Origin of the sequence: Actinopolyspora xinjiangensis (assembly GCF_900104475.1) — a bacterium.
Classification (GTDB): Bacteria; Actinomycetota; Actinomycetes; order Mycobacteriales; family Pseudonocardiaceae; genus Actinopolyspora; species Actinopolyspora xinjiangensis.
Map to the genome: position 1 here is coordinate 266,385 of NZ_FNJR01000006.1, position 13,238 is coordinate 279,622.

The 13,238-nt window shown below is 69.1% G+C and carries 10 protein-coding genes; 5 read left to right on the forward strand and 5 right to left on the reverse strand.

Annotated features, from left to right (window positions below; translation table 11 throughout):
* The first annotated feature begins 117 nt into the window (after nucleotides 1–117).
* The gene (locus BLQ75_RS11735) at nucleotides 118–951 is read left to right on the forward strand and encodes an arylamine N-acetyltransferase family protein (protein ID WP_092601528.1); all 834 of its coding nucleotides are present in this window, start codon (nucleotides 118–120) and stop codon (nucleotides 949–951) included.
* Between the two features lie 261 nt (nucleotides 952–1,212).
* Here BLQ75_RS11735 and BLQ75_RS11740 read toward each other — a convergent pair whose 3' ends face one another.
* From BLQ75_RS11740 to BLQ75_RS11755, 4 genes are all read right to left on the reverse strand, one after another.
* On the reverse strand, nucleotides 1,213–1,839 hold the full coding sequence (locus BLQ75_RS11740) for a hypothetical protein (RefSeq protein ID WP_092601531.1): 627 nt from the start codon (nucleotides 1,837–1,839) through the stop codon (nucleotides 1,213–1,215).
* A gap of 96 nt (nucleotides 1,840–1,935) precedes the next feature.
* Nucleotides 1,936–2,124 (reverse strand): DUF397 domain-containing protein, encoded by a 189-nt coding sequence (locus tag BLQ75_RS11745; RefSeq protein ID WP_092601533.1) that lies wholly within the window; start codon nucleotides 2,122–2,124, stop codon nucleotides 1,936–1,938.
* Nucleotides 2,125–2,184: 60 nt separating this feature from the next.
* Nucleotides 2,185–2,382, reverse strand: a complete 198-nt coding sequence (locus tag BLQ75_RS11750; RefSeq protein WP_092601535.1) for a DUF397 domain-containing protein — start codon at nucleotides 2,380–2,382, stop codon at nucleotides 2,185–2,187.
* Nucleotides 2,372–3,247, reverse strand: coding sequence for a helix-turn-helix domain-containing protein (locus BLQ75_RS11755; protein ID WP_092601537.1), 876 nt, complete (start codon nucleotides 3,245–3,247; stop codon nucleotides 2,372–2,374). The genes BLQ75_RS11750 and BLQ75_RS11755 overlap by 11 nt, the downstream gene beginning before the upstream one ends.
* 125 nt (nucleotides 3,248–3,372) lie before the next feature.
* On the opposite strand from BLQ75_RS11755, the gene BLQ75_RS11760 reads away from it, so the two are divergent.
* Nucleotides 3,373–3,798, forward strand: coding sequence for a hypothetical protein (locus BLQ75_RS11760; protein WP_092601539.1), 426 nt, complete (start codon nucleotides 3,373–3,375; stop codon nucleotides 3,796–3,798).
* Between the two features lie 301 nt (nucleotides 3,799–4,099).
* On the opposite strand, the gene BLQ75_RS11765 is transcribed toward BLQ75_RS11760, so the two are convergent.
* On the reverse strand, nucleotides 4,100–5,875 hold the full coding sequence (locus tag BLQ75_RS11765) for an NAD+ synthase (protein WP_092601541.1): 1,776 nt from the start codon (nucleotides 5,873–5,875) through the stop codon (nucleotides 4,100–4,102).
* An 86-nt stretch (nucleotides 5,876–5,961) separates the two neighbouring features.
* On the opposite strand from BLQ75_RS11765, the gene BLQ75_RS11770 reads away from it, so the two are divergent.
* From BLQ75_RS11770 to BLQ75_RS11780, 3 genes are all read left to right on the forward strand, one after another.
* Nucleotides 5,962–7,539: an alpha/beta hydrolase gene (locus BLQ75_RS11770; RefSeq protein WP_092601620.1), complete on the forward strand. Its 1,578-nt coding sequence runs from the start codon at nucleotides 5,962–5,964 to the stop codon at nucleotides 7,537–7,539.
* Between the two features lie 172 nt (nucleotides 7,540–7,711).
* Entirely contained in the window at nucleotides 7,712–9,055 is a 1,344-nt protein-coding gene (gene glnA, locus BLQ75_RS11775) for a type I glutamate--ammonia ligase (RefSeq protein ID WP_092601543.1), read from the forward strand.
* A gap of 49 nt (nucleotides 9,056–9,104) precedes the next feature.
* Entirely contained in the window at nucleotides 9,105–12,908 is a 3,804-nt protein-coding gene (locus BLQ75_RS11780) for a glycosyltransferase family protein (RefSeq protein ID WP_092601545.1), read from the forward strand.
* Nucleotides 12,909–13,238: the final 330 nt, after the last annotated feature.

Sequence of the window (13,238 nt, forward strand, 5' to 3'; positions counted from 1 at the left end):
GCTCGACAACTTCTGGCGCACGTCACATCCGGCGCCGTTTATTCCGGGTGGGGCCGAGTTCCTCGGAGGGTGAAACTCGTTGACTTCCACCGCGCTCGAAGTGTGACTTTCGGTCACATGGCAACGCTCGAATCACAGGACAAGACCACCGATGAGTGGAACACCGGCGCGGTCTCGGTGGACGACTACCTCGCCCGGCTCGGCCTGTCGGCGCCGCCCGAGCCCTCAGTGGCGGCGCTGCGGACCCTGCACGAGGCGCACGTGCGCACCATCCCGTTCGAGAACATCGACGTGGTGCTCGGCCGGCACCCCGGTATCGGCTTGGACGTGATCCAGCGCAAACTGCTGGAGAACAACCGGGGCGGCTACTGCTACGAGCACGCCCTGCTGTTCGCGGCCGTGCTCGAACGCCTGGGGTTCACCGTCTCCCGGCACATGGCCCGGGTGCAGCCACTGCGTCCCGGTCCCTACACCCACATGATGCTGCTCGTCTGGTTCGACGAGGGGGCCTACCTGGCCGACGTCGGTTTCGGTGCGGGGGTGTCGCACCCGTTGCCGCTGCGCGACGGGGCGGTCGTGGAGCAGGCGGGTGTCCCGCACCGGATGCACCACGACGGTACGTTCTGGCATCTGCAGAAGCGGAACGGCGAAGAGTGGGAGTCGCTGCACGCATTCCAGCCGATTCCCAGCCGTTTCGTGGACTACGAGGTGGCCCACCACCACACCTCGACTCACCCGAACTCGCCGTTCGTGGGCAAGCCCGTTGTGATGCGGCCGGAACGGGAGGCGACCCGCAAGTTGTTGGGCGACGAGCTGGTGGTGGAGCACGCTTCCGGGGAGGTGGAGCGCACCCCCGTTCCCGGGCACGAACTGGGGAGGCGACTGCGCGAGCTCGACGTCGAGCTCACAGAGGAGGAGCTGACCGCCCTGCGTGCCGAGCTGGGGAAATGAGCGATACCGCTGGGGAACTCCGTTCGTGAACGGTGAGTCGGTTGATACTCGCCGCGGTTCGGGGGATTCCCGGTGCCGTGAGCGCCGGGGCGATCACTCCCGCGGCCCGGCCCGCGGGTTCTCCCGCGTCGTGCTCTCGCGAGGAAGGACCGACGTGGTGTAGTTCCTGCTCGGTGTCGGTTCCGCCGGAGCGAGCGCCGGCGGGAGGTTCCGCCACCCGAGGAGTCCGGAGTCGAGGGCGGACAGCGCTCCGTTCCGGGCTCACCTCGCGCCGGAGGGGCGGTTCTCCTCGTGGATGCCCCGGTGCAGCCGGGGCTGGAAGCGCTGGATTCCCTCGTCGACGATCGTGGCGGCCGTCTTGTTGGGACCGAGCGCGAGCCGGTAGTGCGGCCGGTTCTCGCCGTTCCGGAGCAGGTGTTCCAGCTCCGGGTGGCGGCGCCGGAAGTCGTGCCCGGAGGGGAAGAGGTCAACGCGCACCTGCGCCGAGGAGTGGCCGAACTTCGGAGGGGTCCACTTCCGGTGGACCGCGATCTCGGCCAGCTCTTCCCACCGGATGGTGAACGGTCGGCCGCGCGGGTCGTGCCAGCGGATGCCGGTGTGCTCGATCACCAGCTGCTGCGGGCGGGAGATCACGGGCCACAGCAGCGCGATGAGCACGGCGATGCCGACCAGCGCGGCGCCGAACACCCCGGCGAACACGCGTGCCGCGGTCGGACCGTCCACGTTGTCCGTGATGCTGCCGAGCAGCACGAGCGCTCCGAACGGCCCGAGGACCAGCCCGCCCGCGAGCGCGTTCCGGCGCAGTCGCTTGCCGAGGTCGAACACGGCCGGGGTGATTCCGGCGGTCTCGGCTCCGGGGGAGTCCGGTTGTTCTCGCTGGGATGCCACGGTGGGGCACCGTAGCGCACCGGTGAGTGTTCGAGCGGGCGTTTTCGGGGAGTGACCGGCCGAGCAGGACCCGGCCGGGGTGCCCCGTACCCGTGATCAGCCGCGCAGTGCCCGCAGGAAGGCGCTCCACCGGTCGGCTCCGAAGGCGAGTGTTCCCGCCGCGCGGTTCTTGGTGTCGCGCACCTCGGTGCCCTGGTTGGTGAAGCGGACCTCGACACAGCTGTTGTTGCGGGGGCCGCTGTAGCTGCTGACGAACCAGTCGGAGACAGCCGGCTCGGGGGACATGCTCGAACTCCTCAAAGCGTCCTGGTGGGTCGTGCCGAAGCATGCCCCGGCCGCTCGGGATCACGCCATGTTGTCGGGCAGAGTTCGCACGAAGGAGTTCCACTGCTCGCGGTCGAAGGCGAGTGTTCCCGCTGTGCGGTTCTTGGTGTCGCGTACCTCGGTGCCGTGGTTGGTGAAGCGGACCTCGACGCAGTTGTTGTTGTTACCACCGCTGTAGCTGCTGACGAACCAGCCTGATTCGTGCTGCTCAGAGTTCATCGTCCAGTTCCTCCAGGCGTTTTGTGATGTACGTTCGCGATTCTTCAGGTCCCAGTGCTACCGCTTTGAGGCGGTCGAATGCCCGTGAGCACTCAGCGATGTCCTCTTCGTCCACGAGATACACCCCGGCACCTATGAAGGTCGGCTGCTGGACTATATCCGGTGCGATTCCGCCAAAGCGCAGTATTTGCAAGGGGCCACCAAGCAGTGGATGATCCACGATGTCCAACGGTGCCACCTGAATCACGACGTGCTCGTGCCGCTCGATCAGGTCGAGCAGGTGAACGAGTTGCTCTCGGAGTACCTCGTTGTGCCCGATGGGTCGTCGTAGAGCGGCCTCGCCGATCACGAACCACATGTAGGGTGCGTCGGCTCGCTTGAGAAGTTCCTGACGGTCCAGCCTGAACTGGACTCGCGCCTCCACGTCCCCGGGCTCACCACCGGCACTCGCTGAACGAGCCGTTCGGATCAGGGCGCGGGCGTAGTTCTCGGTCTGCAACAGCCCGGGGATCAGTTCGCTGTCCGAGTAGTAGAGCTCGGTGGCGTCCTGTTCGTGATCGCTCAGTCTGCGGAACGCACCGGGAAGCGTGTCGGAGTACATCCTGCGTGGCTGACGTTGGCGCGCGAGCTGCGCCAGTTTGCCGATCTGCGTTCGTGATTCCTCCGGTGCGTCGTAGAAGTCCAGCAGCGCTTCTATCTCCAGCACCTTGAAGGCTCGTTCACCGCGCTCCACACGGCTTATCTGACTGACGTCGCACTCGATCGCCGCCGCGGCGTCCCGCTGTTGCTTGCCCGCGGCTTCGCGGAGTCTGCGTAGTTCTGCCCCAAGCTGCCTGCGTTCGATCGTCGCCCGAGGTTTGCCCATCTCCGAAGATCACCCATTCAGGGCCATGTGGTGCGGTCAAATGTCAGCTAGATTTGGCATGTAATCGACCACACACTGTCCGTTCGACACGGGCAGTCTATCCAGCCGGTGAGGAGAGGTTTTCCGTGCGTTTCGGCTACACCCTCGAACACGGACCCGCGTCGCGTCCCCTCGGCGCCGCCGACCCGCTGATCGCCAGCCTCGAAGTGGACACCGCGAACCGCGACCCCGAGCTGTTGCGGGAGGCGCTGCACGACTGGGCGGTCGCCGAACTCTCGCGCTGCGACTCGGAGTTCGGCCTTTACACCGCCGAGTTCGGGGCCTGGCGCGCCGCCAACGGCACCGGCCACCACCTGCGGGTGCTCTACCTGGTCTGGAGCGGCGAGGAGGTGCTCACTTCCTACACCGAGGACAGTCCGGTCAACTTCGCCGGAGTCCGGCTGCTGACCGCGCAGGCCGAGGCATTCGAGTCGCTGCTCGCCACCGAACGACGGTCCGAGCGCCGCACCGACCGGCGAACGTCATCCGCCTCCCCCGCACCGGTGGTCTGATGCCGACAGGCCCTCCGGCCGGATTACGGCCCGCCTCGATTCTCCCGCGACATCGCCGGACCGATGGGACAGTGCGACCCGGGATGCGCCGTTTTCCCGCGACATCGCCGTGCCCGAGTTGTTCCCGAAGCCGCACTCCGACCACCGCCGCCAGCGGCACCGTCGCGGGGTCTCCCGTGCCGCTCTCGCGAGGACGGCCCCGACGTTGTGTAGTACCCACCCGATGTCTCCGGCACCCGCGGCGAGAGCCGTGCGAGAGGTTCCGCCGAGGACGATGCCCGTCGAGCGGAACGGCTCTGAGCTATTCGGGCCGCGCCTCGCGCCACCGGTTCGTCACGGGCAACCTGCGGTCCCGCCCGAACGCCTTCAGCGTGATCTTGGTGCCCGGCGGGTACTGCCTGCGCTTGTACTCCGCCCGGTCCACCATCCGCAGCACCCGCTCGACCAGCTCGGCGTCGAAGCCCTCCCGGATCAGGTCGTCGTAGCTCTTGTCGCCCTCGACGTAGCCGTCGAGCACCTCGTCGAGCAGTTCGTACGGCGGCAGCGAGTCCGTGTCCACCTGGCCCGGCCGCAGCTCGGCCGAAGGGGCCTTGGTGATCGAGTTCTCCGGGATCGGCGGAGTCTCCCCGCGCTTCTCCGCCGCCGCGTTGCGCCAGCGCGCCAGTCGCCACACCAGCGTCTTGGGCACGTCCTTGATCGGCGCGAACCCGCCGACCGCGTCGCCGTAGATCGTGGAGTAGCCCACCGCCAGCTCGGTCTTGTTGCCCGGTGCCAGCACCAGGTGCCCGTGCTGGTTCGACAGCGCCATCAGCGTGATGCCCCGGCAGCGCGCCTGCACGTTCTCCTCGGCCAGCCCGGACAGTCCCAGCTGGTCCACGAACACCCGGACCATGTCCTCGATCGCGTGCACCTCGAAGTGGCAGCCGATCCGCTCGGCCAGCTCCGCCGCGTCGGAGCGGGAGTGCTCCGAGGAGTAGTGCGAGGGCAGCGACACGCCGTACAACCCGTCCGGGCCGATGGCGTCCGCCGCGATCGCGGCGCACACCGACGAGTCGATCCCACCGGAGAACCCGAAGGCCACCGACTTGAACCCGTTCTTGCGCAGATAGTCCCGCAGGCCGGTGACCAGGGCCCACCACACCTCGGCCTCCTCGGCCAGCGGTTCGGCGACCCCTTCGGTCTCGGAGAGCTCGTAGGCGGGCAGCGGGTCCGGGCGCAGCGTCATCCGCTCGACGTGGAAGGCGGGCAGCGCGCGCGGCCGGAAGTGCAGCGGTGTTCCCTGATCGACCGGTTCGGGGGCCACCTCGGTGGAGGTGTGGCCACCGGCGGTGAGGTCCAGATCGCGCACCAGCAGGTGCTCGGCGAACCTCGGAGCGCGGCTCAACAGCCGCCCGTGGTTCGTGGCGATCATCGAGTCGCCGTCGAAGACCAGCTCGTCCTGCGCGCCGACCATGTTCACGTAGGCCATCGGGGCTCCGGCCTCGGCGGCGCGGCGTATCACCAGCTGGGTGCGCTCGTGGTCCTTGGCCCGCTGGTAGGGGGAACCGTTGATACAGACCACCGCGTCCACTCCCACCTTGCCGAGCGCCGCGATCGGTCCGCCGTTCTGCCAGATGTCCTCGCAGATCACCACGCCGATGTCGAGCCCGTGGAACCGCACGATCGGCAGGTCGTAGCCGGGGGCGAAGTAGCGGGCCTCGTCGAAGACGCCGTAGTTCGGCAGGTGGTGCTTGAAGTAGGTGCCGACCACCTCACCGCCGTACAGCAGCGACGCCGCGTTGCGCACACCTTCGTCGTCGCGGTCCAGATGCCCGACGATCACCAGGGCGTCCCCGCAGCCCGCCTCCCGCAGCCGCACCGCCAGGGACTCCAGTTCGGCCCGGTTGGCGGCGGCGAACGACTTGCGCAGCGCCAGATCCTCCACCGGGTAGCCGGACAGCACCATCTCAGGGAACGCCACGACGTGCGCCCCGCGCGCCACGGCTTCCCCGCTGCGTTCCAGGACCAGCGAACTGTTACCCGCGATGTCGCCCACGCGGGGGTTCACCTGGGCCAGAGCTACACGCAACTGCGGCATATCTCCATCTTCGCGCAGTGACGACGCGCACGTTCGCCGGGGCGGCTCGTCGCGCCGTTCCGATGTCGCGTGTCACGATCCCGCGCATGTTTCGCCCACGAACCGTGGTCGCCGCTGTCGCTCTTCTGGGGGTAGTGACGGCGTGCTCGAACACGCAGGAACCATCACAGCAGGACAACCAGCAGTCCACCGCGCAGTCTCCCGCGCCGGAACTGGAGCGCTACTACCAGCAGTCACTCGACTGGGAAGGCTGCGCGTCCTACGCCACCACGCCCCGCGCGGAGAAGCTCTTCGACACCGAGGGGCTGGAATGCGCCCGCCTGACCGTGCCGCTGGACTACGACGAACCCGACGGTGAGACCGCCGAGATCGGTGTGCTGCGCAGGCCGGCCTCCGACGAGCAGGCGCGCGTCGGCTCGCTGGTCTCCAACCCGGGAGGGCCGGGGGCTTCCGGGATGACCTCGACCGCCGCGCGGGTCTCCAAGATCGAGGGCACCGAACTAGGAGAGAAGTTCGACATGGTCGGCTTCGATCCGCGCGGCGTCGGGGCGAGCACCCCTCGCGTCAAGTGCCTCACCGACGAGGAGAAGGACGCCGCTCGACTGAACTCCGAGGCGATCACCTCCGACGCGGCGGTGGATCGGATCGAGAAGGAGAACCGCCGCTACGCCGAGAAGTGCGCCGAACGCAGCGGTGAGAAGCTGCTGGCCAACGTGGGGACCGACAGCGTCGCCAGGGACATGGACGTGCTGCGAGCCGCGCTCGGCGACGAGGAACTCACCTACCTCGGCTACTCCTACGGCACCCGCCTCGGGGCCGAGTACGCCTCCCGGTTCCCCGAACGGGTCAGGGCGATGGTGCTCGACGGGGCCATGGCACCGGGGAACTGGGACAGGGCCGAGATGAACCTGCGACAGGCCGCCGGGTTCCAGCAGGCCTTCGACGCCTTCGCACAGTGGTGCGCCCGGCAGCGGCGCTGCGCGCTGGGCGGCGATCCCGACCGTGCGGTCGAGCGCTACCACGAGATCACCCGGCCGCTGATCGGCAGTCCGGCCTCCACCGTCTTCGAGGGCAGGGAACTGTCCTACGCGGACGCCGAGATCGGCTTCGTGCAGGCGCTGTACTCGAAGCGGTACTGGCAGCCACTCAACACCGGACTGTCCCGACTGGCCAACGGTGACGGCTCGGTGATGCTGCAACTGGCCGACCTCTACCACGGCAGGGCCAAGGACGGCTCCTACTCCAACATCATGGCCGTCTACACCGCGGTGACCTGCGTGGACGCCGACCGCATCGGCGGCAGAGAGGACTACCGGGAGTTCAACCGGAAGTACCGGCGGGCGGCCCCCTTCACCGACAACGGCCATCCCGTCAGCTCCGCCCGCGACGCCTGCGCCTTCTGGCCCGTCCCGGAGACCGGTGACAAGCCGGAACCGCGGCCGGAGAAACTTCCCGAAACACTGGTGATCTCCACCACCGGCGACCCGGCCACGCCCTACGAGAACGGCAGGCGACTCGCCGACGCGCTCGGCGGCGGGCTGCTGACCTACGAGGGCGAGGGACACACCGTCTTCCTGCACGGCAACGACTGCGTGAACGAGGCCGGGACGCGCTACCTGGTCGATCTGAAGCTCCCCGAGCAGGACAAGCGCTGCTCGGCCTGATCGAGGTTTTCCGGCCGGGCCGTGCCCGTCCCGGATCGAGAGCCCCGCACCGACGGGCGCACCGAACACTCCGGGCCGAGCGGCTGTCGGCTACCCTGTCGGCGGACGTGCCTCACCCACTCGTGACCGAGCGGGTGGGGCACGAGCCCACCCGGACGCTTAGGGTGCGGGCATGGACCGTCAGCAGGAGTTCGTGCTCCGCACTCTGGAAGAACGCGACATCCGCTTCGTGCGGCTGTGGTTCACCGACGTTCTCGGCATTCTCAAATCGGTGGCCATCTCGCCCGCCGAGCTCGAAGGGGCCTTCGCCGAAGGGATCGGTTTCGACGGCTCCGCCATCGAGGGGTTCTCCCGCATCTACGAGTCGGACATGGTCGCCAAACCCGACCCGGCGACCTTCCAGGTACTGCCCTGGGAGACGGCGGACGGGGAACACTACTCGGCGCGGATGTACTGCGACATCACGATGCCCGACGGATCTCCCTGCTGGGCGGATCCCAGGCACGTGCTCCGGCGCACCCTCTCCAGGGCCACCGAGTCGGGCTTCACGTGCTACGTGCACCCGGAGATCGAGTTCTTCCTGCTCAAGAACCTGCCCACCGACGGCAGCGAGCCGGTGGCCGCGGACTCGGGCGGCTACTTCGACCAGGCCAGCCACGACGCCGCCCCCCACTTCCGCCGCAACGCCATCGAGGCGCTGGAGGCGATGGGGATCTCCGTCGAGTTCAGCCACCACGAGGGCGCACCGGGGCAGCAGGAGATCGACCTGCGCTACGCCGACGCGCTGACCATGGCCGACAACGTGATGACCTTCCGGTACACGGTCAAGGAGGTCGCCCTCACCCAGAACGTGCGGGCCTCGTTCATGCCCAAACCGTTCAGCGACCAGCCCGGTTCCGGGATGCACACCCACATCAGCCTGTTCGAGGGCGACCAGAACGCCTTCTACCACCCCGAGAACCCCTACGAGCTCTCCGACACCGGCCGTGCCTTCGTCGCGGGACTGCTGCGGCACGCCAGGGAGATCAGCGCGGTGACCAACCAGTGGGTGAACTCCTACAAGCGGCTCGTGGTCGGGGGCGAGGCCCCCACAGCGGTCTGCTGGGGCCACGCGAACCGCTCCGCCCTGGTGCGGGTGCCGATGTACTCACCGGGCAAGTCCTCCTCCCGGCGTATCGAGATGCGCAACCTCGACTCGGCGTGCAACCCCTACCTGGCCTACGCGGTGATCCTCGCCGCCGGGCTGCGTGGCGTGGAACACGGTTACGAGCTGCCACCGGCCGCCGAGGACGACGTCTGGTCGCTGACCGAGAGCGAGCGCAAGGCGGCCGGGTATCCCAGCCTGCCGCAGAACCTCAACGAGGCACTGTCCGAGATGGAGAACTCGGAGCTGATGGCGGAGACGCTCGGCGAGCACGTCTTCGACTTCTTCCTGCGCAACAAGCGGGACGAGTGGAACGCCTATCGCAGTCACGTCACGCCGTACGAGCTGCGCACCCTGATGCCGATGCTGTGATCCGGTCGGGGAGTGCCGAGGCCGAATCCTCGACGGTAGGTTCAGGACCGTGAGCGATCCCCTGGACCATTCCGAATCGAACCAGTGGCCGCCCGCCGATCCGGAGGGGCCCGGCCCGGCGGACGAGTTCGCCGACGAACCGGCTTGGCCCGTCGAGCTGCCGGAGGAGGGATCCCCCCGGCCGTCCGACGAGGGAGGCGGGCCGGGCCCGCCGCACGGCTGCACGGTCGCGAGGCATGGCCAGCTCGCCGGGGCACGGGTACTGCGCGACTCGTTCCTGCGGTGCCACCCCGGCGGGCGGTTCACGATCCTGCTGCTGGACTTCGACTCCGGCCTCGAAGCCGGTGCTCGCGAGGAAGTCCTCACCCCGGCCGACATCGGCGTCGACGAGGTCGAGTTCGCCCGGCTGGCCACGGCCTGCGGCGGTGAGTTGCTCAACGCCGTCGTGCTGCCCAGGCTCCTCTCCTTCCTGCTGCGCTCCGAACCGTTGGTGCTCTACCTGTCGCCGTCGGTCCAGGTTTTCGGATCGTTCGGGGAACCGCTCGCCACCCTGGACAAGGACACCCCGCTCGGGCTGTCCCCCCGGGTGCTCCGCCCGCTGCCCGCCGACGGGCTGCGCCCGGGGGCCCGGGACCTGGCCGCACGGGGATCATTCGACCCGAACCTGCTCGCGGTCTGCCAGGGCTGCGAATGGGTGCTCGACGAATGGGCGCAACGGGTGCGGGCCGAACCGGACGCCGCGGCCGAGTTCTTCGAGGGGCTTCCCGCCGTGGTCGACCACCGGGTGCTGCGCGACCCCGGTGTCGGGCTCTCGGTGTTCAACGCCGGTCAGCGAACCCTGGAATCCTCCGAGGACGGCTACATCGTGGACGGTCAGCCGTTGCGAAGCGTCCACTTCGAGGGCTTCGAGCCGCAGCGCCCCTGGTTGTTCTCCGCCGAGTACTCGGACCGCCCCCGGGTACTGCTGTCCGAGTCCCCGCCGTTGGCGCGACTGTGCGCCGGTTACCGCAACGCGCTCGTGTCCCAGGGGATGGCCACCGAGAAGTCCTCACCGTTCGACGAGCTCCCGGACGGTACGGCGCTGCCCGGCCCGCTGCGCGCCGCGTACCGCTCCCAGTGGCTGTCCGCCGAAGCCTCGGGGGAACCCGTGGTCCCCGGCCCCTTCGAACCCGAGGCCCCGGAACGCGATCCGTTCGCGGAGTTCCTGGACTGGGCCGCCACCCCGGGTGACGAGCAGCAGCGGGCCGCCGGATGCTCCCGGTGGTGCTTCGCGCTCTGGCAGGACGACCCGTTGTTGCGCCGCGACTACCCGCGGCCGCTCACCGACGACGCCGCCGCCTTCGCCGAGTGGTGCGCCGGAGTCGGGGTCGCCAGTGGGCGCGTGCCGTCGCGGCTGGTGCGGAGCCCGGGGCCGAACCGTTCCGAGATGACCGACCAGCTCGGCGTGGCCGTCGTCGGCTCCGGCAGGCTAGCGGAACTGGTGCGGCTCGCGGTGCGCTCCTCCGGGATCCCGAACTCGGACGACGCGCAGTACCCCGTCGTGCTGCGTTGCGACCCCTCGGTCCCGGTGCCCGCGGGGCACCACCTCATCGACGTTCGCCCGGACGGTGGGGCCGATCCGGCCGAGCAGGCCACCGTCTCCGGCGAACCGACCGAGCTGTGGGCGCTGTCGCAGGCGGGCAGGCACGCGGCACGGCACGTGGGCGTGCAGGCCCGGGTGCTCGCCCTGCCGTTCCCGGAACACGATCGCCCCGATCCGGCGACTCGGCGACACGCACGCGAACGGCTCGGGATCGAGGGGGAGTTCGTCTTCGTCGCCTTCGCCGACCACACCGAGGAGCACCGCGCGAACGTGCTCGGTCTGGTGACCGCCTTCGGTGCCGCGTTCGGCGGGCGTGAAGACGTGCGGCTGGTCGTGGCGGTCAGTGGCGCCGCCGAGCATCCGGAAGCCGCCGAGCGGCTGCGGCTGGCCACCACCACAGATCCCAGGATTCTGCTGCTGGAGCGGGAGGACTCCGAGGAGACCGCCCAACTCGTCGCCGACTGCGCCGTTTCGCTGCACCGCGCCGAAGGTGGTGTCGGTGGGGATCGTTACGCGCTCCGGATGCTCGACGCGGCGGCACGTGGGATTCCCGTCATCACGGTGGAACAGGGCTCGGTCGGCGAGCTCTTCGGACGTGAGGGCGCGGTGCTCGTTGGATGCCACGGTGCCGGGGAGCCTGACCTCGAAGCCGCCGCGGCAGCGCTGACCGAGGCGGCCGACGACCCCGGAGCCCTCGAACGGTTCGGCGTCGCGGCCCGCGAACGCCTGGCCCAGCACCACGCACCGAACAAGGCGGGTGAACAGCTCCGCGAACGCGTGGAGGCGGCCTATCGCAACTGGCGGGCCAAGTGGGCGCGGGACCAGCACGGTCCCGACGAGGATCCGCTGCGTCCGCTGTTGGTGGCCCGGCACGCGCTGCACCGTCCGCCCGAGGTGGGCATGGGCGGGCGCAACGCGGTCACCCCCGCCCTGCGCAAAGCCGTGCTCAAAGCCCTGGGCCACTACGACGAGCACATCCGCGACATCATCCGGTCGTTGCTCGACGGGGTCGAGAAGACCTCCTCGGAGCTGCTCCGCAGACAGCAGGAACGTGCCGACGACCTCGACGTCAACGCGGTGCGGGCGGAGTTGACGCAGCTGGCCCAGCGCCAGGAACAGCTCGGTTCCAGGGTCGCCGGAGCCGACGACAGCACGGTGCAGGCCCGCACCGACCTCGCCGAGCACGAGCGCAGGTTGCGCGCCCTGGAGGAGAGCGCGGGCTCGTTCGGCGAGCGGCAGCTCTCCGAACTAGCCGAGCGCATAGACAGCCTCACCGGTGCCGTGGAGCGGACGCTGGACCGGGTGGACCGGCTGGAGCAGCGGATCGAGACCTCCGAGCGGAACCAGCGGGAACAGTTGGAGAACGGGCTGCGCCGCACCGCCCTGGACATCGACAACACGCTGCGCAGCACCGACGCGCTGCGCCGCATCGTGCTGCGCGAGCACGAGCGCAACGGTGGGACGGCCCATCTGCCCGGCACGCCGGTGGTGTGTGAGGCGGGACTGTTGCGGCTACCGGCCGACGACACGGTGATGCTGCCCTGGCTGTCCTCGCACCACCGCTGGGACGCCGAGGTGTCCGCGCTGATCGACTCCCTGCTCGAACCCGGTGGTGTCTTCCTCGACATCGGTGCTTACGTGGGCTACCAGGCCGTCCGTGTGCTCGGCAGGCTCAACTACACCGGGCGGGTGATCGCGGTGGAGCCGGACGAGACGGCGCGCGGTCTGCTGGAGCACAACGCGGAGGTCAACGTCGCGGAGCGGCTCCGGGAACGTCTGACCGTGCTGGACCGCGCGGCCTGGAGCACGGACTGTGAACTCCTCGGGCTGCCCGCCGGTACCGGCGGGGTTGAGGTGACCTCCGCCGAAGGGGAGGGGCACCAGTCCGCTCCCGACGGGCGCGCTTCCGTGGTCCGGCTAAGGGGGGTCCGGCTGGATGAGGAGCTCAGCACTGAGCACGGGGTCGGCGAACGCAACCTCTCCGTGGTGCACGTGGACGTCGGCTCGCGGGTGCACCGCATCCTCGCCGGGCTCGAACGGCTGTTGCGGGGACACCGTCCCGCCGTGGTGTGCTCCTTCACTCCCTCTGGCATACGAGCGCTGGGGGACGAACCGCGTGGTGTGCTGGAGGAGTTCACCTCCTGGGGCTACGACATCGTTCCGGTCGGAAGGAGTGAACCGGTGCCGCCGGAGCAGTTGATGCAGGCGATCGGAGCTTCGGAGACGAGTACCGTCAAGTTGTGGCTGCGCCCCGGCCGTGAGGCCGAGTAGGGAGGCGGTATCGTCTCCGCCCTCACCGAGGCTGCCGCGGCGCATCCGGCGTCCCGGGCAGCTGAGTGGGGCCCCCTCGAAGTACCCATCGGGGTTGGGTTAAGCTGTATCCACAAGTGAACAGGAGCTGACGAGGCTCCGAGCGAGACGGAAAGAGCGGGTTGACACCGCTGGCCGGATCGAGTAAAGTAACTTGGTGCTCCCGACGGGAGAAACCGTCGAGGGTGGCTCTAACGCTTGGTTGTTCCGGGTTCTGGTGGATCCGGGCCCCCTGGTGAATGGGGGGTGTGGCCGGGTGTTAGGGTGGTGAGGAGCAATCTGTGGTGATTC